Origin of the sequence: Aliiglaciecola lipolytica E3 (assembly GCF_000314975.1) — a bacterium.
Classification (GTDB): Bacteria; Pseudomonadota; Gammaproteobacteria; order Enterobacterales; family Alteromonadaceae; genus Aliiglaciecola; species Aliiglaciecola lipolytica.
The window spans coordinates 135,613-158,472 of sequence record NZ_BAEN01000059.1 but is presented as its reverse complement, the minus strand read 5'-3'; the positions used below and the strand labels follow the sequence as shown (position 1 = coordinate 158,472).

General features: G+C 40.5%; 18 protein-coding genes. 7 read left to right on the top strand and 11 right to left on the bottom strand.

Annotated features, from left to right (window positions below; all coding sequences use genetic code 11):
- Positions 1-3: 3 nt before the first annotated feature.
- Both pstA and GLIP_RS14890 read right to left on the bottom strand, forming a co-directional pair.
- A complete protein-coding gene (gene pstA / locus GLIP_RS14895) occupies positions 4-1,563 on the bottom strand; it encodes a phosphate ABC transporter permease PstA (protein ID WP_008845489.1) in 1,560 nt (519 codons plus the stop codon).
- Positions 1,556-3,613: an ABC transporter permease subunit gene (locus GLIP_RS14890; RefSeq protein WP_008845488.1), complete on the bottom strand. Its 2,058-nt coding sequence runs from the start codon at positions 3,611-3,613 to the stop codon at positions 1,556-1,558. The genes pstA and GLIP_RS14890 overlap by 8 nt, the downstream gene beginning before the upstream one ends.
- A gap of 346 nt (positions 3,614-3,959) precedes the next feature.
- On the opposite strand from GLIP_RS14890, the gene GLIP_RS14885 reads away from it, so the two are divergent.
- From GLIP_RS14885 to ppx, 3 genes are all read left to right on the top strand, one after another.
- A complete protein-coding gene (locus GLIP_RS14885) occupies positions 3,960-4,463 on the top strand; it encodes a glycine cleavage system protein R (RefSeq protein WP_040523156.1) in 504 nt (167 codons plus the stop codon).
- Positions 4,464-4,559: 96 nt separating this feature from the next.
- Positions 4,560-6,623, top strand: coding sequence for a polyphosphate kinase 1 (gene ppk1, locus GLIP_RS14880; protein ID WP_008845486.1), 2,064 nt, complete (start codon positions 4,560-4,562; stop codon positions 6,621-6,623).
- A 46-nt stretch (positions 6,624-6,669) separates the two neighbouring features.
- A complete protein-coding gene (ppx, locus tag GLIP_RS14875; protein ID WP_008845485.1) occupies positions 6,670-8,196 on the top strand; it encodes an exopolyphosphatase in 1,527 nt (508 codons plus the stop codon).
- A gap of 23 nt (positions 8,197-8,219) precedes the next feature.
- Here the strand turns inward: ppx and GLIP_RS14870 are convergent, their stop codons facing one another.
- The 5 genes from GLIP_RS14870 to tkt form a co-directional block, all read right to left on the bottom strand.
- Positions 8,220-8,558 (bottom strand): hypothetical protein, encoded by a 339-nt coding sequence (locus GLIP_RS14870; RefSeq protein WP_008845484.1) that lies wholly within the window; start codon positions 8,556-8,558, stop codon positions 8,220-8,222.
- 80 nt (positions 8,559-8,638) lie between these two features.
- The gene (locus tag GLIP_RS14865; RefSeq protein ID WP_008845483.1) at positions 8,639-9,538 is read right to left on the bottom strand and encodes a fructose bisphosphate aldolase; all 900 of its coding nucleotides are present in this window, start codon (positions 9,536-9,538) and stop codon (positions 8,639-8,641) included.
- Positions 9,539-9,624: 86 nt separating this feature from the next.
- Entirely contained in the window at positions 9,625-10,806 is a 1,182-nt protein-coding gene (locus GLIP_RS14860) for a phosphoglycerate kinase (protein WP_008845482.1), read from the bottom strand.
- An 80-nt stretch (positions 10,807-10,886) separates the two neighbouring features.
- Positions 10,887-11,894 carry an erythrose-4-phosphate dehydrogenase gene (gene epd, locus GLIP_RS14855; RefSeq protein ID WP_008845481.1) on the bottom strand — a complete coding sequence of 336 codons (1,008 nt, stop codon included), beginning with the start codon at positions 11,892-11,894 and terminating at the stop codon, positions 10,887-10,889.
- A 111-nt stretch (positions 11,895-12,005) separates the two neighbouring features.
- Positions 12,006-13,997 (bottom strand): transketolase, encoded by a 1,992-nt coding sequence (gene tkt / locus GLIP_RS14850; protein WP_008845480.1) that lies wholly within the window; start codon positions 13,995-13,997, stop codon positions 12,006-12,008.
- A gap of 362 nt (positions 13,998-14,359) precedes the next feature.
- On the opposite strand from tkt, the gene metK reads away from it, so the two are divergent.
- Positions 14,360-15,505 (top strand): methionine adenosyltransferase, encoded by a 1,146-nt coding sequence (gene metK, locus GLIP_RS14845; RefSeq protein WP_008845479.1) that lies wholly within the window; start codon positions 14,360-14,362, stop codon positions 15,503-15,505.
- A 39-nt stretch (positions 15,506-15,544) separates the two neighbouring features.
- On the opposite strand, the gene GLIP_RS14840 is transcribed toward metK, so the two are convergent.
- On the bottom strand, positions 15,545-16,015 hold the full coding sequence (locus GLIP_RS14840; RefSeq protein ID WP_008845478.1) for a hypothetical protein: 471 nt from the start codon (positions 16,013-16,015) through the stop codon (positions 15,545-15,547).
- A 105-nt stretch (positions 16,016-16,120) separates the two neighbouring features.
- Here GLIP_RS14840 and GLIP_RS14835 point away from each other — a divergent pair, with 105 nt between their 5' ends.
- The gene (locus GLIP_RS14835) at positions 16,121-16,927 is read left to right on the top strand and encodes a M48 family metallopeptidase (RefSeq protein WP_008845477.1); all 807 of its coding nucleotides are present in this window, start codon (positions 16,121-16,123) and stop codon (positions 16,925-16,927) included.
- 84 nt (positions 16,928-17,011) lie between these two features.
- Here the strand turns inward: GLIP_RS14835 and GLIP_RS14830 are convergent, their stop codons facing one another.
- Positions 17,012-17,833, bottom strand: coding sequence for a mechanosensitive ion channel family protein (locus tag GLIP_RS14830; RefSeq protein WP_008845476.1), 822 nt, complete (start codon positions 17,831-17,833; stop codon positions 17,012-17,014).
- An 897-nt stretch (positions 17,834-18,730) separates the two neighbouring features.
- On the opposite strand from GLIP_RS14830, the gene GLIP_RS14825 reads away from it, so the two are divergent.
- Entirely contained in the window at positions 18,731-19,459 is a 729-nt protein-coding gene (locus GLIP_RS14825; RefSeq protein WP_008845474.1) for a 16S rRNA (uracil(1498)-N(3))-methyltransferase, read from the top strand.
- Between the two features lie 92 nt (positions 19,460-19,551).
- A complete protein-coding gene (locus tag GLIP_RS14820) occupies positions 19,552-21,021 on the top strand; it encodes a GAF domain-containing sensor histidine kinase (RefSeq protein WP_008845473.1) in 1,470 nt (489 codons plus the stop codon).
- Here the strand turns inward: GLIP_RS14820 and GLIP_RS14815 are convergent.
- A complete protein-coding gene (locus tag GLIP_RS14815; RefSeq protein ID WP_040523088.1) occupies positions 20,992-21,642 on the bottom strand; it encodes a response regulator transcription factor in 651 nt (216 codons plus the stop codon). The genes GLIP_RS14820 and GLIP_RS14815 overlap by 30 nt on opposite strands.
- Entirely contained in the window at positions 21,639-22,778 is a 1,140-nt protein-coding gene (locus tag GLIP_RS14810) for a sensor histidine kinase (RefSeq protein ID WP_008845471.1), read from the bottom strand. The genes GLIP_RS14815 and GLIP_RS14810 overlap by 4 nt, the downstream gene beginning before the upstream one ends.
- Positions 22,779-22,860 lie beyond the last annotated feature (82 nt).

Genomic DNA, 22,860 nt, shown 5'->3' with positions numbered 1-22,860 from the left:
ATTCTAATTTTGTGCGTATTGTTTACGAAGTCGGTTACGAATAAAAATCGCGATTAAGTTCAGGCTCAACACAATTAACAGCAACAACAAACAGCATGCAAATATAAATGATGAGCCATTTCCAATATTCTGACTATGAAAAGCACCGTCATATATTAGGACGCCCAAATGCATAAACTGCCGCTGTAAATGTACAAAGGGGAATTCAGTGTCTACAGGCAAAGCTGGTGCAAACTTTACCGCCCCGACCAACATTAAAGGTGCAACTTCCCCCGCTCCTCTGGCGATAGCCAAAATGACGCCGGTCATGATGCCAGGACTTGCGATGGGTAAAATCATCTTAAATATTGTTTCGGCTTGAGTCGCCCCTAAAGCATAACTGCCATCACGCAATGACTGAGGTACTCTTCGTAATCCTTCCTCAGTGGCTACTATCACGACCGGTAGTGTCAATATAGCCATTGTTAATGACGCCCAAAAAATGCCAGGCGCGCCGAAAGTCGTGGAATTGAGATCGTCGCCAAATAAAATGTTATCGATACTTTCGCCGACAACAAAAACAAAAAAACCAAGTCCAAATACACCATAAACGATAGAGGGCACACCCGCCAAGTTATTGACTGAAATTCGAATCAGTGCAGTTGTTTTATTCTGTGGCGCGTATTCATATAAATACACTGCTGCTAATACACCAAAGGGTGTGACTAAAATAGTCATCAGCAGAACCATGACAATGGTCCCAAACAGCGCCGGAAAAACCCCACCCGAAGTGTTATTCAATTTTGGAGCGTCACTGATAAACGAACCAAATGCGGACAACGCAAAAAGGAATTTTTCTCCCACATTCATTTCATTCGGATAGTAAAACTCACTAACGTTCTGCATGAATAGTGGATAAGACGTGTTGTCTGCGAATTCGACTGATAACACGTAGCCATCCAACTTTCGTTCAACATTCTCGATCACGTCCTGCAACTGATAATAACGCTTGGCTAACTTTACTCTGGCGGGAGCATCTTCATCTACACCACGTTTATCCATTGCAGCAAGGCCACGGTGAATATCTGCCAATTCGCCTTGGCGCACAAAATTTATGGTTTGAAGATACTCATCAATCTGCTCAGTGACTTTAGCAAATTGCTCTATACCGACTCGTTTGCCTTGAAAATCAGTTATCGAGGTAACTTTTGCGATTACCGAACCACCATTTTTTAACGCAACCACCGCCACGCTAGGAGCCGCTTCACTACTAATAATGTTAGATTCATTTAAAGTAAGCTGCCCATCAAAGAGCTGTTCGGGTGAGGAATAACGAAAATGCAACAGCTCCTCGTCTACACGCATGGTTTTCGCGTCTAACCTAACAAAATGAGTTTGCAAGGTTTCATCTTGCCTCTTGTAAACAATAGTATGAATGTTTTGCGGCCAGAAAAAATTCCCACCTCGAATAAAAATGAAAAACGATAGTGCCACCAGCACCAGCACTAAAAACGCGGCAACCGCTGCAGTTGCACTGGTTATCATCGATTGTTTTTGTGCTAGGTTAAACTTCCACTTATCCATGCTGATAATTTTTCCGTAACCATTGGCGTAACAACTCGGCCAGCGTATTCAAAACAAACGTAAACGAAAACAACACAAGTGCCGTTAAAAATAGAATTTGATAGTGGCTGCTACCCACTTCAGATTCAGGCAGTTCAATCGCTAAATTAGCTGTTAGCGTGCGCAGGCCAGATAAAAAATCCCAATTCGCCACCGGCGTATTTCCAGTTACCATAAGTACTATCATGGTTTCCCCAAATGCGCGTCCTAAGCCTAATGCAACGGCGCTCAATATACCTGGGTAAGCCAGTATCAACACCACATTTCGAAGTGTTTGTAACTTAGTCGCACCTAACGCCAAAGAGGCCTGTTTCAAACTGTGTGGTACCTCATATATCGCATCTTCAGCAAGAGAATAAATACTCGGAACTATAGCAATACCCAGTGCCAAGGCGACCACGATGGTACTTTTATTCATATTTTCCAGTTTATCGATGGGGATTAACCAATGATCCTGCAAATTGCTTGAAGCTACAGTTATCGAGTCGGTCACCATATAAACGAAGAAACCTAATGCGACGAGTAGAATAGAAGCAATAGGTAATTCCCAGCCTTGTTTAAACTGCTGAGGCAAACGCTCTACCAGAGGATGGTGCAGTAGAGCGAATAAAAACAGTACCAAAGGAATCATCACTACAAATAAAAGCAGCGACAGAATAAATTGCTCTGCTAACGGCGCTAACCAAATTGCTGCAATAAAACCTAAAACAACTGATGGGATAGCCTCAAGTATTTCAATGCTAGGCTTTATCCAGTTACGTAATTTTACCGGTGCAAAAAAAGCAGTATAAATTGCGGCGCTTAATGCCAATGGAACGGCAATGAGTAGTGCGAGTAATGACGCTTTTAAACTCCCTATGACGAGTGGCACCAAACTGTATTTGGTTTCCTGATAATCGCCTGCAGAGGTAGTTTGCCAAACGTAATCCTGCTCTGAGTATCCTTCATAGGTGTTTTTACCCCACAAAGATTGAAACGTATTCACGCCAGAAATTGATTCAATCTTCCAAGTATCAATTGCATTGCGATTATTTGTGTAAACATAATTCTGACTCAACTGAATCAATGATCCCATGTTGTTTATGAAACCATCACTAACTTGTTCTCCGGTTACATGATTCATTATTTCCAGTTGATTTTTTTCATTGAGGATAAAGGCGGCATTCTCAGTTTGATGGATTAAAATATGACGAGCATAAGTTTCTTTAGTTATGAAGTAGATGGGCTGAAAAACTAATGTTCCTTGATTATTTACAATCCCCCACTTTTGCAAAGTCTTATCCTTCAGTCCAATAAACAAAGAACGTTGACTCGGAAATACATTTAGGTTCGCTATCTCTCGATTGAACGCAATATTATTTACACTACCGGTTAAGACATCCTGAGTAGTTAGTTTTTTATCTTTTACGTAAATAAATTTAGCAATTCGAGGCAGCAGTTTTAGATGCTTCGCATCACTGATTTGAGTGCTATTAATTTCTTCTTTGCTACGACCATCGACACTATAAACTTTCCAAGTATTCTCCTGTCTGACCGACAACATAATTAAATTAGTAGATAACTGAAAATCAAACTGACTAATTGTCGATGACAAAGAAGCTTCCGCGACCGCCAACGTCATTTCCAGTTCAGGAAAAAGTTGTTTATCAACTTGGTTGAGTTTTTCGATTCGCAAAATACCTGCGTGGCTTAAAATCGCTAAATATAATTGCCCTTCGTAAACTTTCACTTTTACCTGATCAGTGCAAAGTAATGGCATTATTTTAGTTTTTGTTAGTTTAGGGGAGGGATCATTATCAGCCTGCGTATAAAAATTTACCCGGCAGTCTTTGTCTAACGTTATGACAGGTACGCGATTAATGACATCCCCCAAATGCAAAATAGTTTCATCGGAGGCAATAGCAAATTGATAATGGGGCTTAACTGACACATCGCGAGTCAATGGTAGAACTTGTGCGATTAAATGCCAAACCAACAACGCCAAGGTCAGCAGAACTAGCCAACCGGACATGGTGATAGCACCAGCAACTAGGCGATTCTTAAATTTCCTTAAACGAACGTTCCTCGCCGTTTGGGAGTTGCTAGATGTTGATTCATCAACAGATGATTGACTCACAAAACTAACCCTGCTTTTGAAATTGTGCTTAGTGTAATGGATATAGACAATCTAGCAAGCGACAATCTGTATAGTCGTATCTACGCTTATTAGTGATATGCTGAAAAATCAACGCTATGATTAATACACGAATTATCAATTGTTTGAGCTATGAAAACTTGCCACCTCCCTCTAGTTGGCGCAATAGAAATAGTTTAGGCTTATTAGAATTAACAGGCAGAAGGTGAAACCAATGAAACCAATGAAACCAATAATTTTAACGTTGATAGGAAAAGATAAACCTGGCTTGGTAGAATCGCTAGCTCAGAAAGTATATTCGTTAGGTGGTAACTGGTTATCCAGTAATTTTTCTTATATGGCTGGTCATTTTGCTGGCTTCGTTGAAGTAGATATTCCCGAAGACAATCATCAAATATTAATAGATTATCTGCACAAGCACCCTCACCTAACCATACATTCGGTCAGTGCCGATGTGGATGCTAACCAAAAATCCGATATCGTGGAAATTGATATCATGGGCAATGATAAACCCGGCATCGTACAAGAACTTACTTCAACCTTGAGCCGTTTTAATATCAATATTGTTAAATTTGAGTCTAGTTGCCAGAGCGCTCCAAATTGGGGGAGTTTGCTATTCAAAGCCCATGCTATTGTGGCTATTCCGGAAGGGTTTCATCTAGATGAACTTTCCGATGCATTAGAAAATATTGCCAATGATTTAGTGGTGGATGTGGATTTACGTTAGTAATTCGCAATGAAATTGCGAACTTTAACAAAACTGTCATACAAACCATGGAACATTCCATCCTATTGAAAAAGCGTGAGAAATATCAGGTAACAAATGTATCCAGAGCAAATCTATTATCCAAAAGAGTTAAGCTGGCTTTCGTTTAATGAACGAGTTTTGCAAGAAGCAGCGGACAAACACAATCCGATTGTGGAACGAATCCGATTTTTGGGCATATTCTCGAGTAATATGGACGAGTTTTATCGAGTTAGGGTTGCAGAAGTAAAACGGCAAATTTATATTCATCTGGAAGAAGGGAACGAACAAGCAGCAGTAAATACCAAACTGTTGATGGAAAAAATCCAACAAAAAGTCATTACCCTTACAGAGTCGTTTGAAAAAGTGTATGACGATGTGTTGATTGGCTTAAAACGATACAACATCCATATCGTAGACAAAAATCAATTAACCCCTTACCAACAAGAGTGGTTAATAAACTATTTTAAAAACAAAATATTACGTCATATTGCGCCAATTTTACTACATAAAAAAGTAAACCTGGTCGATCGCTTAAATGACTTCGGTACCTACCTTTATGTGGCAATTCATAAAAAAGATCGCGCCACTAAATATGCCACGATCGAATTACCCACAGAAGCCATGTCGCGATTTATTCAAATTCCACCTGAAAAAAGTCGCAAGAAAAAGCACATCATCTTAATTGATGACGTAATTCAGCTTTGTTTGAATATCATTTTTAAAGGCTTTGTTGAATTTGATGAAATGGAAGCGTATTCATTCAAAGTGACCCGAGATTCTGAGTACTCGATTAACGACGAAATCGATGAAAGTTTCGTTGAAAAAATGTCGGAAAGTATGAAGCAGCGTTTGATAGCTGAGCCAGTCAGAGTTATTTATGATGCGGATATGCCGCTTGAAATGCTAAAGAACCTGAAAAAACGACTCAAAATAAGTTCATTCGACAGCTTAATTGCAGGCGGTGCATATCGAAACTTCAAAGATTTCATTGGCTTCCCAAATGTAGGGCGAAGTTATTTAGAAAACCCCGCATTACCTGCTATTAATTCTCGTCATTTTACCGATTTTGATACCGCATTTGATGCCATCGCTCACAAAGATATCTTGCTTTATTATCCGTATCATCGCTTTTTGCATTTTACTGAATTTGTGCGCCAAGCGGCATTTGATCCAAGCGTAAAACACATACGCTTGAATATATATCGGGTTGCAACTAAATCGCGTATTGTTAGCTCACTAATTGACGCTGTGGACAATGGTAAAACCGTAACCGTTGTAGTGGAACTGCGTGCTCGCTTTGACGAAGAAGCGAACATTGAGTGGTCTAAAACCATGACAGATGCGGGAATACGCGTAGTGTTAGGTTCTCCATCATTCAAAATTCACAGTAAACTTTGTGTCGTCAGCCGAGAAGAAAAAGGCGAGTTGGTACATTATTCGCACTTTGGTACCGGGAATTTTAACGAAAAGACCGCTAAAATTTATACTGATTTTAGTTTATTCACCCGCAACCAAGAATTGGCACAAGAAGCCATTTGGGTGTTTGACCTCATTCAATTACCTTACAGACGAAATAAGTTCCAACATTTACAAGTATCGCCACTGAATGCACGGACAAAGATACAAATACTGGTTCGTCAAGAAATTCAAAATGCCAATGAAGGATTACCTTCTGGGATTACGTTGAAGGTAAATAACTTAGTTGATCAACAGCTAATTGATGATTTGTATCGAGCCAGTCAAGCTGGGGTAAAGGTTAAAGCTATTGTACGAGGCATGTGCTCACTTATCCCAAACATCCCGGGCATTAGTGAAAATATTACCATTACAAGTATCGTTGATCGTTTCTTAGAGCACCCTAGAGTCATGGTATTCACAAATGCTGGGCAACCTAAAGTATTTATTTCTTCCGCAGACTGGATGGGACGAAATATGGATAATCGAATCGAAGTTGGCTGCCCCATTTATGATAACGATTTAAAACAGCAAATTATTCATATTCTCGAAATTCAACTAAAAGATACGATTAAAGCTCGAGTCATTGATGCAGAGCAAATCAATAAATATGTCAAACGCGGAAATCGCAAAAAACTGCGTTCTCAAGTTGAAATTTACCACTATCTAAAATCATTAGAATAATACACTATATAGGGTGAGTGCCGTCGCCAAAGGATGAAAGTTAACCATGCCAGAATTCAGTGAAGCCTTCAGTAACATAGAAGGACGTCCAACAATGCAGGTGGCTGCTTTGGATATTGGCTCGAATAGTTTTCATCTTGTCATTGCTAGAATTGTTGCTGGTAGCGTACAGATTTTGCATCGAGTAAAGCAAAAAGTGCGTTTGGCAGACGGTCTTGACGCGCAAAACCGATTGTCCGAAGAAGCCATGCAACGCGGTTTAGATACTTTGCAGATAATCGCAGAAAGCCTCAAAGGTTTTGAGCCAGATACGGTCAGAATTGTCGCCACTTATACCCTTCGTAAAGCCAAGAATGCCAAAGACTTTATTCGCGCGGCTAAAAAAATCCTTCCTTATCCAATTGAAATAATCTCTGGCATTGAAGAAGCACGATTAATTTATTCAGGCGTTGCCCACACGGTGCAAAATAATGGTCAACGTTTAGTCGTTGATATAGGTGGTGGTTCAACTGAATTTATTATTGGCGATGGTTTTGAAAGTAAAATGATGCGTAGCCTTCAAATGGGTTGCGTGAGCTATACCAAGCGCTTCTTTGAGGATGGCGTGTTAAGCAGTGTCGCGTTTAAAAAGGCGGCAACGGCAGCACAGCAAGAATTGGAATTAATTGACGCCAAGTACTTAAAACTTGGCTGGCGACATTGCATAGGCACGTCAGGCACTATCAAAGCGATTGTGCTGTTGGCACAATCGTTAAGCGAGGGTAACCCCGAAGGGTTTGTGACCTTAGACAATTTAAAAGAATTGCGCAATAAATGTATTTCCGCAGGGCATATAAAAGATCTAAAGCTGGCAGTGACTGAAGATAGAGTTCCAGTACTGGCAGCAGGTCTTTCCATTTTAATCGGGATTTTCAAAAGCCTTAAAATTCAAACCATGGAGTACTCTGCAGCAGCATTGCGTGAAGGTGTGATTTACGAAATGGAGGAGCAATTAGCGCACCATGATATTCGTGAACGAACAGCGCAAAGTTTAGCAACCCGGTATGACGTAGACGTTGATCAGGCCAAACGTGTCCATGACATCACCATGCTTGTTTACGAGCAATGCAAAAAAAGTTGGAAAATCAGCGGCCGGGAGCACCGCAATATGCTCAGTTGGGCGGCACTTTTACATGAAGTCGGCTTGCAGATAAACTCGCGCGGCGTCCAGCGTCACTCAGGTTATATATTGCAAAATGTGGATTTACATGGATTCAACCAAGAGCAACAGATTCTACTGTCTGTTTTAGCACGCTTTCATCGCAAAAAATTACGACCAGAAGAGCTACATGAATTTTGGCAGTTCGACAGTGATGCAGTGAAAAAACTGATCATAATATTAAGAATGGGTGTATTACTAAATATCAAGAGGCAAGACAATATATTGCCTGAATTTACGATTTCAGTAGATGAGCAATTTATGCAAATCACCTTCCCTAAAGACTGGCTAGAGGGGAAACCCATATTTAGCGCAGATTTAGCGAGTGAGGCTGGTTATTTAACTGCATTGGATTATAAACTATCATTTAGTTAGTCAGCTTCGGCAATTGCACTGCGCTACCGTCCCAGATAGGTATCGATTAGCTCCGACAGTTTATCTTGTAAATGCTCTTCAAAATCATCCAAACTTTTACCAAAAGCACTTAAATATAATGCGGCTTGTTGCTGGTTTAGTCGTTTACCATTGGTTCGATATTCAGTTTCCAATAATGATTTGTCAAAACGCGGAGTAATGACCCACCGTACAAAATCAGAATCTAACCCTGCAACGGCTTGCTTAGCATGCTTACAAAACCCGACTATATGATCTGCACCATCAGGGCCTAAACACCCAGGTTCAACTCGGAAAGTGACGGTAAGTTTTTTGTATAGAGGTAACGGTAGGTCATATTCCATGGAAGCCCCAAATTCAAACAATAAACAAACATTAACAAAAAAGCCGGACAATGCCCGGCTTTTTAAACTTCACACTTTAATTATGTAATTGAGGCTTGATAAATACTCTCAATTGACGCATCAAGGGTTTCAGTAAACTCTTGATCTGACAATTGTGCAAATAGTCCTTCAGACAGCGCTCGCGAGAAACTAGCAATAATACCGTTATTAGCGGCTAAACGTGCATTTGCTTCTTCTCTAGAATAACCGCCAGACAAGGCGACTACTTTTAATACGCGAGGATGCGCTACGAGTTCAGAGTAAAATCCTTCAACCTCAGGTAACGTCAGTTTTAACATGACAACCTGAGTATCCGGTAAGGCATCAAGCTGCGTTAAGATTTCAGCTTTAAGCAACGCTTCTGCTTCTTCTTTGTCAGGTGCATGAATATCTACTTCAGGTTCGATAATTGGAACCAAGCCTTTAGCCAATATTTGCTTCCCAATTAAAAACTGTTGTTCAGCTATAGCTTTAATACCAGCGGCATTTGCAGATTTAACCACAGAACGCATTTTGGTACCGAATACATCTTTCGCATTGGCTTTATCAAGGACGTCATCCAATCCGGGCATTGCTTTCATCAGTTGTACGCCATTTTCTTCAGCTTCCAAGCCTTTATCTACTTTAAGAAAAGGAACAACTTGTTTCTCTTGCCACAGATAATGTGAACTAGGTTTTCCTTCAATATCTCTATCTAAGGTATTTTCAAATAAAATAGCACCTAGTACCCGTTTACCATTAAAAGCACTGTTAGTGATAATTCGTGTACGCATTTCATGTACTTTACCGAACATTTCTTCGTCACCACTATATTGGTCTTCAGTCACACCATATAGTTTCAATGCTTTTGGGGTACTCCCCCCACTTTGATCTAACGCAGCGATAAATCCATTATCAGTTTCAATCTTTTTTAGCATGTCTAGTTGTGCTTGTGATGCCATTCGCAACACTCCTTAATTTTTTAGTAGAATACAAAACTTAGCGGTGCTTAATAGCACTTCTTATATGTAGAGCTTTAATCTGTCGATTATGACTCTTTTGCCCTTGCTTCCAACATTGCTACCGCAGGTAAAATTTTACCTTCTAAAAACTCTAAGAAGGCACCACCACCTGTTGATATATAAGATACTTTATCAGCGATATCATATTTGTCTACGGCTGCCAAAGTATCACCACCTCCAGCAATTGAAAAAGCTTCGCTTTGTGCAATTGCTAACGAAATTGCTTTAGTTCCTTCACCAAACTGGTCGAACTCGAAAACGCCTACAGGTCCATTCCAGACAATGGTGCCAGCTTGTCTAATTAACGCCGCCAATTGATTGGAGGTTTGTGGGCCGACATCAAAAATCATATCTTCATCAGTCACCTGAGTAACTGATTTCAAGCTCGCACTAGCAGTTTCTGAAAACTCAGTACCGGTAACGACATCTACTGGCACGGGAATATTGCCACCATTGTCTTGTGCTGCTTGCATGAGACGTTTTGCTTCTGGGATTAAATCTTCTTCATACAAAGATTTACCTACATTATAGCCTTGTGCTGCAATAAATGTGTTGGCGATGCCACCACCCACAATTAATTGATCAACTTTACCCGATAGGGATTCTAATACTGTTAGTTTAGTGGACACTTTAGAACCACCAACAATCGCCAACAATGGTCTTGCTGGGTTATCTAATGCCTTGCCTAACGCATCTAATTCGTTCACCAATAAAGGGCCCGCACAAGCTACAGGAGCAAATTTACCGACACCATGCGTTGATGCTTGCGCTCTGTGAGCCGTACCAAAAGCATCCATAACGTATACGTCACATAAGGCTGCATATTGTTTTGCGAGGGTTTCATCATCTTTTTTCTCCCCCACATTAAATCGCACGTTTTCTAACACTACGACTTCGCCTGATTCGACTTCTACACCATCGAGATAATCACCCGCTAATCTAACTGGGCAATCTAACGCTTGGGTTAAATAATCCACTACAGGTTGCAACGAATATTGTGCTTCGTACTCGCCTTCTGTAGGTCGGCCTAAGTGAGACATCACCATGACTTTTGCCCCTTTTTCAAGGGCTAATTTGATGGTAGGTAACGCCGCCTTAATTCTCGCATCAGATGTAACTTTTCCATCTTTAACCGGGACATTAAGATCTTCTCTGATCAACACTCGCTTCTCCGTGAGCGTCAAATCAGCCATACTTAGTACTGACATATAGGTTCCTCTAATCTTGCTATTATTAATTGTTTATCTACAAAGGCATTAAGTATATTTACGTTAATTACCTTTATAGTTCAAATGCGAAACATAGCCTCGGCAGTGTCTAACATTCGATTCGCAAAACCCCATTCGTTGTCACACCAAACCAAGGTTTTGACAAGCTGTTTATGACTTACTCGAGTTTGGGTGCCATCTACGATACAAGAATGCGGATCATGATTGAAGTCTACCGACACTAAAGGTTCTTCAGTGTAACTTAAAATTCTACTCAATCTGCCCTGACCTGCTTGTTTGAGCACCTGATTGATATCATTAATTGACACTTTTTTGTCGACAGTGACACTTAAATCCATTGCCGTTACATTGATTGTAGGTACTCTGACTGCAATTGCTTCAAATTTTCCTGCAAATTTAGGTAAAATTCGTTCTATCCCTGCTGCTAAACGAGTATCTACTGGAATAATTGATTGGCTAGCTGCACGCGTTCTGCGTAAATCTGGATGGTAAGCATCTATCACTTGTTGATCATGCATCGAAGAGTGAATTGTCGTTACTGTGCCACTCAATACATCAAATGCTTCATCCAAAACCTGAATGACGGGCACAATACAATTTGTTGTACATGAGCCGTTGGAAACAATTCGATCATCACTTTGCAGTAAATCATCGTTGATACCAAAGATGACTGTAGCATCCATATCAGGGGTTGAAGGATGTGAAAACAATACTTTTTTTGCACCTTGGGCGATATGAATTTCAGCGTCAGCTCTGTCGTTGTGTACCCCAGTGCATTCCATCACCAAATCAATATCTAATTCAGTCCAAGGAAGTTGGTCTAAGTTGGCGCAATGTAATAACTGGATTGCATCTTCGCCAACGCGTAAACAATTTCCATCTAAATTAACAGGAAAACCAAAGCGACCGTGTGCAGTATCGTATTTGAGTAAGTGTGCTATGCCTTCTGGGTCGGCAATTTCATTAATTGCGACAACTTTAATATGATTGTACCGAGCACTTTCGTATAAGGCGCGTAAAACATTGCGTCCGACTCGGCCAAAGCCGTTTATTGCGATTCGAATCATGTCACTCTTTATACATAAATGGGCGCAACCTTTAAAGATTGCGCCCGTCTTTATTGAGTAGGTGAGTTTATCTGACTTACTGATTACTCACACTATTAGGTTAATGCTAGTTTACAATGAATTGGCTGCTTCAACGATGGCATCCGCAGTTAAACCAAAATGTTTCAGCAACGCGCCACCTGGGGCAGATTCACCAAATGTGGTCATGCCCACAACTTTGCCTTCAAATCCAACGTATTTATACCAAAAATCGACATGTGCAGCTTCAACAGCTACCCGTTTTGTCACATTTCTAGGTAGTACCGATTCACGATATTCAGCATCTTGGGCATCAAAAATAGTCGTACTTGGCATAGAAACCACACGCACAGCTTTACCTTGAGCACTCAGCTTCTCGGCCGCTTCTACTGTAATCCCCACTTCTGAACCCGTTGCTATTAAGATAACCTCTGGGGTTGAATTACAATCTACAAGTATATAAGCACCCTTAGCAATGTCGGCCAGTTGTTGTGCATTGCGCGATTGTGCCGGCAAACCTTGGCGACTAAAGACTAGCGCGCTTGGTCCGTCTGTACGTTCAATTGCCGCTTTCCAAGCCACTGCCGTTTCAGCGCCATCACAAGGACGCCATGTAGTTAAGTTAGGGGTTAAGCGTAAGTTTGCTACTTGCTCAATCGGCTGGTGTGTTGGCCCATCTTCGCCTTGCCCAATAGAGTCATGGGTATAAACAAAAATATTGGGAATGCCCATTAAAGATGACATACGAACCGCATTACGTGCATACTCCATGAACATCAAAAATGTTGCGCCATAGGTTCTAAACCCACCGTGCAACCCGATGCCATTCATAATCGCGCTCATGCCAAATTCGCGCACACCATAGAAAATATAGTTACCACTGGCATCATCAGCTGTAATCCCTTTTGAGCCAGACCATAAGGTTAAATTTGAACCCGCTAAATCAGCTGAGCCACCCACCACTTCAGGCAATAAACTAGCAAATGCTTCGATAGCGTTTTGCGACGCTTTACGGCTTGCAATGTTTTCTGCTTTTTGTTGGGTTTGTTCAATATATGCTTGCGCTTTTTGACTAAAATCTGCCGGTAATTCACCCTTCAATCGACGCTTTAATTCACTAGCAAGTTGCGGGTGAGCTTGAGAATACTTTTCTAATTGCGCGTTCCACTGCTGTTCTAATTCCTGACCAGATTGTTTTGCATCCCACTGAGAATAAATATCTTCTGGAATAACAAAAGGTGCATGGTCCCAGTTAAGTTGTGCACGAGTTGCAGCTATTTCATCATCGCCTAAAGGTGCACCATGACTCGCATGACTACCTGCTTTATTAGGAGAGCCAAAGCCAATCACAGTTTTACAGCAGATCAATGTAGGTTTCGAAGTTTCCGCTTTCGCCGCTTCGATTGCCGCCTTTATTGCTTCGGGATCATGCCCGTCAACGCCCGCAATTACGTGCCACCCATATGATGCGAATCGTGCTGGAGTATCGTCAGTGAACCAACCTTCTACTTCACCGTCAATAGAAATGCCGTTGTCATCCCAGAATGCAACTAATTTGCCTAATCCCAAAGTGCCAGCCAAAGAACAAGCTTCATGGGAAATCCCTTCCATTAAACAACCATCACCTAAAAAGCAATATGTGAAGTGATCGACTATATCGAAATCCGGCTGATTAAATTGCGCAGCTAACATTTTTTCCGCAATGGCCATACCTACAGCATTGCTGATACCTTGTCCAAGTGGACCGGTAGTGGTTTCAACACCTGGTGCGTAACCATATTCTGGGTGTCCAGGGGTTCTAGAGTGTAATTGGCGAAAGTTTTTTAATTCCTCTATGGGTAAATCATAACCACTTAAATGCAACAGCGAATAGATCAACATCGAGCCATGGCCATTTGACAACACGAAACGGTCGCGGTTTGCCCAATTTGGGTTGGTGGGGTTGTGATGCATAAAATCCCCCCACAATACTTGGGCAATATCGGCCATTCCCATTGGTGCTCCGGGATGTCCCGAATTAGCTTGTTGTACTGCATCCATTGACAAAGCGCGAATGGCGTTGGCGAGTTCTCGACGTGAAGGCATAGTGTCTCCTGCTATAAATAGTTGCCTAAAGCATGCTCAAAGCCTAACGAAACGAGTAAGACATTGATTCAATTGCTTGTATTCATTTGGGGCTGGTCATTTTCCATCAGCCTACGACGAACTGCAACGCTTATTCATTATTGATTATGCTTTTTTTGGTTATGTTCTATTCTTTTTGAGTTGCACCTTCTGGAATTAGTTGCGCATCGTTGTGACTGGAAAGCATTTTGAACATATAGCCATTTGGACGTCTAGACGGAAAGACTGGTATTTTCAGAAATATTGGTTAAAATGTACCTATTGCCGATGAAGATAGAAATTTGGCGCAAGTTTTTAGTGCGAATTTAAGTAAGGATAAATACATGACATCACACCTGTTTACTTCAGAATCTGTTTCAGAAGGACATCCGGATAAAATTGCTGATCAAATTTCTGATGCGGTATTAGATGCTATTTTAACTCAAGATCCAAAAGCACGCGTTGCCTGCGAAACCTTTGTCAAAACCGGTATGGTTTTGGTTGGTGGTGAAGTCACGACGTCAGCTTGGGTTGATATTGAAGAATTAACTCGTAAAACCGTACGCGAAATTGGTTACACTCATTCTGATATGGGATTTGATGCAGATTCTTGTGCCGTGCTTAATGCCATAGGCAAACAATCGCCAGACATAAATCAAGGTGTAGACCGTAGCCGTCCAGAAGAACAAGGTGCTGGTGATCAGGGCCTCATGTTTGGTTATGCAAGTGACGAAACCGACGTATTAATGCCTGCTCCGATTACTTACGCACATCGTTTAGTTAAGCGTCAAGCTGAAGTCAGAAAAAATGAAACGCTTGCTTGGTTACGTCCCGACGCTAAAAGCCAAGTCACATTCATATACGAGAATGATCAACCTGTAGGGGTTGATGCTGTAGTTTTGTCTACCCAACATTGCGATTCAATCAGCACGGCTGATCTCAAAGAAGCCGTAATGGAAGAAATCATTAAGCCAGTATTGCCTGAGAAATGGCTAACTGCCAAAACGAAGTATTTTATTAATCCAACGGGTCGTTTCGTCATCGGTGGACCAATGGGTGATTGTGGATTAACTGGTCGAAAAATTATAGTGGATACTTATGGTGGCATGGCACGTCATGGTGGCGGTTGTTTTTCAGGTAAAGATCCTTCAAAAGTAGACCGCTCTGCTGCATACGCTGGCCGCTATGTTGCGAAGAACATTGTCGCGTCAGGCCTGGCAAAACGCTGTGAAATCCAAGTTTCATACGCGATTGGCGTGGCAGAACCAACATCAATTAGTATCGAAACGTTTGGCACCGGAGTTATATCTGATCAAAAACTGACTGAACTGGTCAGAGCGAATTTTGATTTACGACCTTATGGCCTAATTCAGATGCTTGATCTTGAACGTCCTATTTATCAGAATACCGCCGCTTACGGTCACTTTGGACGTGAAGAATTTCCTTGGGAAGCGACAGACAAAGCTGAGCAGTTAAAAGCCGCGCTTTAATACTAAGAATAGTTACGTAGCGTCTTTAGGGCGCTGCGTTTATTTTCTAACTACTGACAAATCAGAATTGCGACAAAACGCTGGATTTGCAGAAAATACGTCAACCTGACTCGCCATTCTTACTCTTACACAATCCCCTTCGTCAGCCGGAAAATAATCTAACACCACAACGAGATATTCACCATCTGTAGCCGTTAAGTGATATTCATACCCTTGGCTTGGCCCCTCTTCAATAGCCATCAATAGACCACCAAAAAATGCCCCCACTAGCGCACCCGCTATAATCTGACGATCACTACCGTAGGCATTTTCCAGCGCTCCCCAAAGCCCCCAAGTAGCCGCAGCCTCACCCACATGAGATTCAAATTCAACATCATATATTTGGTCTACACTGGCATATAGTTCGGTCACAAATTGGTTACGATCAGAAAATCGCGTATGATGAGTGGCACAAGATGAAAGCAAAAATGGCAAGCCTATTGCGGTTAAAATTACATAGGTCATTTTCATTTGGACATATCTCTTTGTGGAGTTAATCAAGCATACTGATCCAAAACTGAATTTAAGCTTAACAATATTGATAATGCAAAATTAATAGGAAATCGGAAATTATTTATGTTTAAAAGCATCTCAAAAACATTTCTAGCAGCAACTATCGGTGCGTTGTTAGTGACAGGTTGTTCGACCTCGCCAACGGGAAGATCACAATTAAAACTCTATTCTAAAGATCAGTTGGCAGATATGGGCGCACAAGCCTTTGATGGCATGAAAACTGAGTTAAAAGTATCTCAACAAGGCGTAGATAACCAGTTTGTTTCATGTGTGGCACAGTACATCACCAAGCATGTCCCCAATAGCGTATTTGATGGTCAATGGGAGTTGGTAGTATTTGAAGATGAGCAAGTCAACGCCTTTGCTTTACCCGGTGGTAAAATTGGCGTTTACACTGGTTTATTGAACGTGGCCCAAAATCAAGATCAATTAGCAGCTGTAATAGGCCACGAGGTTGGACACGTAATCGCTGAACACGGTAACGAAAGAATGTCTAACTCTGCGCTGATAGGTATCGGAATGGAAGCGACAAATCAAATTCTCAGTGCGAAACAAGTTGCTAATAGCAATATGATAATGGCCGGAATTGGCTTGGGCGTGCAAGTGGGCGTGCAACTTCCTTTTAGTCGTACTCATGAGACTGAAGCTGACCTAATCGGTCTAGAATTAATGGCAAGGGCTGGATTTGATCCTGCACAATCTGTTGAATTATGGAAAAATATGGATAAGGCTAGCGGTGGTGAAAGGCCGTCTGAGTTCATGTCTACTCACCCGTCTCCTTCAACTCGTATAGAAACGCTCACTGCGAATATGTCGTCGGCCCAAGCGCTTGCTAATCAGGCATTGGGTAAACCAAACTGTAAAATGTAGTCAGTTGCTTAAAAAGCAATGTGCTGAAAAATAAAAAGCCGCAATAACAATTGCGGCATTTTTTTAGCTTACACTTTTTGAAAATTACTCTTCAGTTTTGTGTAAATGTACATCCATTTGAGGGAAAGGAATGCTAATACCTTCTTGATCGAAGCGCAATTTAACTGCTTCAGTAAAGTCAAATTTAACTGCCCAATAGTCAGCAGCGGCAACCCAAGGACGAACCACAAAATTAACACTGCTATCGGCCAATTCTGATACAGCTACAGTAGGCGCAGGATCTTTCAAAATACGCTCATCGGCATTGACCATTTCAAGCAATACTTCTTTCGCTCGTTTCAAATCTGCGTCGTATCCAATGCCAACAACCATATCAACACGACGAGTTTCTTTGGCTGATACGTTAACAATGTTACCACTGTAAATAGCACCATTTGGTACGATGATTTCTTTGTTATCTGGCGTCGTCATAACGGTTGTAAAAATAGTAATGTCTTTTACGACACCAGCTGTTCCGGCTGCTTCAATGAAGTTTCCGCGAGTAAATGGGCGGAAAACAAGTAACATGACACCAGCGGCAAAGTTCTGCAATGAACCTTGTAATGACAAACCTATGGCTAAACCTGCAGCACCTAAAATTGCGACTAGCGAAGTTGTGTCTACCCCTAATCGGTCTAATGATGCAACGATAACAAACAGCATCAAAATTGCGGCTAGTATAGACTTCAAAAAGTCGACTAACATATCATCATATTTAGAGCGCGCCATGACCTTGCCAAATAAATTAACAAGAATCCCCACAATGATTTTACCAACGATATAAATAATGATGGCGAACAAAATGTTCAGCCCCCATGGAATTAAATAAGTTTCAACTAACTCTGAAACATTAATATCTTCAAGCATGTTTTTTCTCCGGGAAGTTTTTCATTCTTTGAATAGCGATAGTCCTACACCAAACGAAAGCCTTTTCATTTTGTTTTGGCCATCATCACTACTTAGGTAATCAGTGGGACATAGAAATAATAAATGAATCAACAATATATGCACCCTTTTTTTTGCCAAATTATACTAACGTATATGTCTCAATTTTGCGTCACCGACGAATGTCTATACCCAGCGTTAAAATTCAAAATTTTTTGTTAGTTGTCATTTAATTGTCAAAAATTCAAGTTAATTTAAGCCTCGCTTGTTCTGCTTTGCAGCACATATCTGTTTATAAAAGTTAATGATCAGACGGTTTTCAATTTCAAAACAGGCTGACTTTTATTTAGGTGACACTTGCTTTTTAAGTAAGGTTTATTGCGTACAGACAGAAAAGTACTTCTTTGCAGTTTTAACTTTTTACAAGCGACTGAATTTAATAGAGTTTTGATAATGTTTATTTTTTAGTCACATTAAACTCTACTTTATTTAAAAGAAGTGCTATTCTTATTGGCCCGATTAAGGGGTTTTACGTAATATTTTTAAAGGAATTGAAAATGTTAATTCTCTCGATAATCTTCGTTAGTTTGATAATTCTATTAGTGTTTTGCCTTTCTAAAGATACAGGTGAGCATACTGCACATGCGCGCAAGGATGGCTTCAATGCAAGCTCACATGACTCTCTAGATATCAGCACAAGTCACAATAGCATTAACTCTTCGAAAACTTTGAATGCGAACTGAATAATCAATTGCATTTAAAAAGTTCGTTTACAGAGTCAAATGCCGTGATACATTCACAGCATTTGACTCTTACTCGTGATTTTATCTAATTAATTGTTATACCATAGCGGATATTGTTAACTGACTTTATCTGAACATGCGCATTCCAAGAATTTATCATCCTGACTTATTAATTGTTGATCGTACTATCGATCTTACCCCTGATGCTGCGAATCATATCGTCAGTGTATTACGCCTATCTGAAGGCCATCCATTAGTATTGTTTAATGGTGATGGCAATGAATATAGTGCAGAATTAGTTTCTGTGAAAAAACGCCAAGCCAGCGCATTAGTAGACGCTAAGTTGTCTATCAGCGTTGAATCCGGTTTAAACATTCATTTAGGACAGGGGGTTTCTCGCGGCGACAGAATGGATTTTGCGATTCAAAAAGCAGTGGAACTTGGAGTAACAGAAATAACACCTTTAATCACTGAAAGGTGTGGTGTGAAATTGTCTGCTGAACGATGGGAAAAGAAATCTATTCAATGGCAGAAATTGATAATTTCAGCTTGTGAGCAATGTGGAAGAAACCAAATACCTATTTTGCACCCTTGCATGTCTATCCATGATTGGACGAGGCAATCCACCAACCAACTTCGATTAACGTTGCACCCAAAAGCAGATAAAAGCATCAAAGATTTAGCAATTCCTCCGGCAGGTGTGAAATTGCTCATTGGCCCTGAAGGCGGTTTCTCAGAAACTGAAATATATGCAACGGAACAAGTTGGGTTTCAAACCGTGCAATTAGGCCCTAGAGTGTTAAGGACTGAAACTGCCGCTATTGCCACTATTGCGGTATTACAAGCGATCCATGGAGACCTATAGGTAAATATATTGCCGTAGACAGCAGTTTATTTTATGGTAAATTGGTGATGGAATTTTAAACATACTTTCAACATAAAAATAACAAAAATAATATGAATTCATCGAATGTCGTCAACATCAATGAAGCAAGTAAATTTGCTCATTTAAAACGCCACAATGCTATTGAGCATGGTCGCGTTAATGCCCTAGAGTTGATGGTTAATGGCAATCCCTTGGATGAAGTGTTGTGTGAATTGATCGCGAGTTTAGAATCTTCCACGCCAGGATTAAAATGTTCAATTAACTTACTAGATGATACGCAAACAGTGTTAAACCCGTTTGTTGGTCCTAGTCTACCAGAACCTTTTTTAACCGCATTAAAGAATCAAAAAATTGTTCCTGCTGTTTCAACTTGCACTGCGGCTATAGCAAATCGAGAACTGACGATTTGTGAAGATGTTATGCAAGATGCACGTTGGCATGAATTCAGAAGTATCGCATCTGCATGCAGTATACGTTCGTGTTGGTCCCAACCTATAATTTCTCCTGATGGAGAAGTGTATGGCACTTTTTGTATGTTTTTCTCTACCGCAGGTGTTCCCGATCAAGATGATATAGATTCACTTAATTACGAATCGCAGATTGCGTCACTTATTTTAGAACGCTTCAATAATATCAGGCAGTTAAAAGAAGCTAATGCCAACTTAGAAAAGCGCGTTGAAGAACGCACCCAAGCACTAAGTAGCGCCAACTTGATGCTCAAAAAAGCATTAGAACAACGTAACGATGTGCAGACACAGTTAGTTGAATTGGAAAATATGGCGGCATTAGGCACCATGATGTCTAGTCTAACTCACGAAATCAATACGCCAACAGGTGTGGCTATTACTGCCATTTCTTACCTTCGTAGCATTTTGGAAACAACCACGAAAGCGTTTAAGGATGACCAACTTAAACGTTCGCAATTGCAAAAATTTCTGGAAGAGACTGAAGAAAGTGTCGATATTGTTGAACGCAATTTATTTCGTTCTACGCAATTAATAAAAACATTTAAGCAATTATCTTTAGATCAGCATAGCCAAGAAGCACGAAAAATTAACCTAAGTGGTTATTTAGACGAAATTTTACTTTCTTTAAAACCTCGTTTGAAACGAACAAAGCATCATTTTTGTGTTGATGTTGACCCTGATTTAGAAATTTATAGTAATCCAGGGGCGATAAGCCAATTATTGATTAATCTGATTATGAATTCTGTCCAACATGGCTTTGAACAAGATCAATCCGGTCACATCTTTTTTAAGTTTAGAGTCATCGAAAAAGTAGCAGGACACCCGACACTAGAGATTAAATACAAAGATAATGGCTGTGGAATGACAGAACATACGATTGAAAATCTCTATAAACCCTTTTTTACCAGTGCTAGAAATTCAGGCGGAAGCGGTTTAGGAATGCACATTTGCTACAATATCGTAGTCAAAGTTTTATCTGGCCATATAGATTGTAAATCTAAAGTAGGTAAAGGTGTCGAGTTTATAGTGAAGTTTCCAATAAGTTTAGATAAACCCAAGCTCGATAGCTTTTAAAACCGCACGCGTTCGATCTCGCACACCTAGCTTGTCTAACACATTCGATACCTGATTTTTTACCGTCCCCTCTGACTTAAACATCATTTCAGAAATTTCGCGGTTGCTGCATCCCGCTGCAATTAATCGTAAAATTTCTACTTCTTTAACACTTAATGGGATTGGTTCTGCAGAGCTTTCAAAGTCACTTTTTTTGTTTTGCAGTGTCGTCAATACTTTTTGCGTTAAGCTAGGTTGAATCAGCGTCTCGCCTCTATGTACAGCGACGATAGCGTCCACTAGCCTTTCTAGTGCCACATCCTTAAGCAAAAACCCCTTTGCTCCTGCTTGTATCGCCTGCAAAACCAGTTGATGATCGTCAAATGTGGTTAGCATTATCACCGGTGGGATATTTTCCAAATGCGATGCATGCATCGCTTTAACGGCTTCTATTCCATTCATCACCGGCATACGAATATCCATTAATACTATGTCTGGTGAGTGTTTGCTTATAATATCAACCACCTCCATTCCGTCACCAGCTTCTGCCACAACAGTTAATTCAGGCGCTAAAGACAACAAGCTTTTGATGCCTTCACGGACCAAGGTCTGATCGTCGACTAACATAACTTTTATCTTCATATTAGCTCCGGCAACTCAATGAAAGTGCGAAAACCGTTATCTGTAAATTCTGCTTTCACCGCGCCACCTAAATTATGAATTCTTTCTTTTATTCCTAACAAGCCATTACCTTCGTTTAATGCTTTGTATTTTTTAGGTGTACCATTGTCATACATAGTTAACTGAAATTTTTCATTTTCTTGCTTGAGCCCAATATGAAAGCATGTTGCATCACTATGCTTCAATGTATTAGTAATTGACTCTTGAACGCAACGCAAAATAGCCTCCGCCATATTAACGTCAACTATATTCAAATTTGCTTCTAATTCCATTTCAATGTGTAAATTGGGTACGTTGTCAGACAGTGCATGCAGTGCGTGATGCAGTTTAATATGCGATTTTTCTCGAATTTCAGATACTGCTTCTCTCACGTCACTTAACAATAATTTGCTTAAATCGTGACATTGTTTGATTTTGAGTTGAGCTTCACCTTCTGAGATTCTAGCCGCAACCTGTAAATTAATAGTCAACGCCGTGAGATGATGACCGAGAAGATCGTGAATATTGCGCGCAATTCTCACTCTTTCTGCTTGTTTTGAGGCTTCTCCTAACAAAGCCTGCGTTGCCATTAACTCGCGGTTTAACTCCATTGCTTGTTCTGTCGCACGCTTTTCTTTTATGTTCCCGTTTACCATCACTAATGCAAAGATATTAAATGTCCAGAACAGCAACGCTGATAACACTGAGGAATCAATTTGCCAATAAAAATACATAATTATCCAAAATGGCGCAGACCAAATTGGCGAGGTAATAAGCGTATTCTTAAAGGAAGTAAAATAGGGTAATTGCGCACTCCAAATTGTCACTAAAATAGCTAAAAAGCCAAAAGGCGCAAGCAAAGCGGCTATCAAAACGGCAAGGTATTGAATCGCAATCAAAACAAGTCTTAAAGGCAGGTCATAACGATATTTGTTATCTGATATAGCGACAATAAAACAAACAATGTAAATGACCAAAGCAATTGCGGTCCCTGCTATTGCTTCTGCTGAATAACGATTTGACTGAGTCATCAAATACATGACGACCCCGGTCACAACAGCCCAAGGAAAAATAGCAGATAAATTTTCAATACTAAAAAAGCTTTTTAGGGTTTGCATTAACCACCAGGTGTTTATCTAAATAGTCGAACGTGCGCTTAATCGATAAATCGAGTATCGCTAATTTTCGGCATGAACACTA

What these genes read in the sequence shown, in the direction of transcription:
- GLIP_RS14865 (WP_008845483.1), bottom strand. Translation starts at nt 9,538, where the DNA reads ATGGCATCACAAGCACAACTAGACATGCTAAAAAAGATTGAAACTGAT.
- GLIP_RS14890 (WP_008845488.1), bottom strand. Translation starts at nt 3,613, where the DNA reads ATGTCCGGTTGGCTAGTTCTGCTGACCTTGGCGTTGTTGGTTTGGCAT.
- GLIP_RS14860 (WP_008845482.1), bottom strand. Translation starts at nt 10,806, where the DNA reads ATGTCAGTACTAAGTATGGCTGATTTGACGCTCACGGAGAAGCGAGTG.
- ppx (WP_008845485.1), top strand. Translation starts at nt 6,670, where the DNA reads ATGCCAGAATTCAGTGAAGCCTTCAGTAACATAGAAGGACGTCCAACA.
- tkt (WP_008845480.1), bottom strand. Translation starts at nt 13,997, where the DNA reads ATGCCTTCACGTCGAGAACTCGCCAACGCCATTCGCGCTTTGTCAATG.
- GLIP_RS14815 (WP_040523088.1), bottom strand. Translation starts at nt 21,642, where the DNA reads ATGAAGATAAAAGTTATGTTAGTCGACGATCAGACCTTGGTCCGTGAA.
- pstA (WP_008845489.1), bottom strand. Translation starts at nt 1,563, where the DNA reads ATGGATAAGTGGAAGTTTAACCTAGCACAAAAACAATCGATGATAACC.
- GLIP_RS14870 (WP_008845484.1), bottom strand. Translation starts at nt 8,558, where the DNA reads ATGGAATATGACCTACCGTTACCTCTATACAAAAAACTTACCGTCACT.
- GLIP_RS14810 (WP_008845471.1), bottom strand. Translation starts at nt 22,778, where the DNA reads ATGCAAACCCTAAAAAGCTTTTTTAGTATTGAAAATTTATCTGCTATT.
- GLIP_RS14885 (WP_040523156.1), top strand. Translation starts at nt 3,960, where the DNA reads ATGAAACCAATAATTTTAACGTTGATAGGAAAAGATAAACCTGGCTTG.
- GLIP_RS14820 (WP_008845473.1), top strand. Translation starts at nt 19,552, where the DNA reads ATGAATTCATCGAATGTCGTCAACATCAATGAAGCAAGTAAATTTGCT.
- metK (WP_008845479.1), top strand. Translation starts at nt 14,360, where the DNA reads ATGACATCACACCTGTTTACTTCAGAATCTGTTTCAGAAGGACATCCG.
- GLIP_RS14840 (WP_008845478.1), bottom strand. Translation starts at nt 16,015, where the DNA reads ATGAAAATGACCTATGTAATTTTAACCGCAATAGGCTTGCCATTTTTG.
- GLIP_RS14835 (WP_008845477.1), top strand. Translation starts at nt 16,121, where the DNA reads ATGTTTAAAAGCATCTCAAAAACATTTCTAGCAGCAACTATCGGTGCG.
- GLIP_RS14825 (WP_008845474.1), top strand. Translation starts at nt 18,731, where the DNA reads ATGCGCATTCCAAGAATTTATCATCCTGACTTATTAATTGTTGATCGT.
- ppk1 (WP_008845486.1), top strand. Translation starts at nt 4,560, where the DNA reads ATGTATCCAGAGCAAATCTATTATCCAAAAGAGTTAAGCTGGCTTTCG.
- GLIP_RS14830 (WP_008845476.1), bottom strand. Translation starts at nt 17,833, where the DNA reads ATGCTTGAAGATATTAATGTTTCAGAGTTAGTTGAAACTTATTTAATT.
- epd (WP_008845481.1), bottom strand. Translation starts at nt 11,894, where the DNA reads ATGATTCGAATCGCAATAAACGGCTTTGGCCGAGTCGGACGCAATGTT.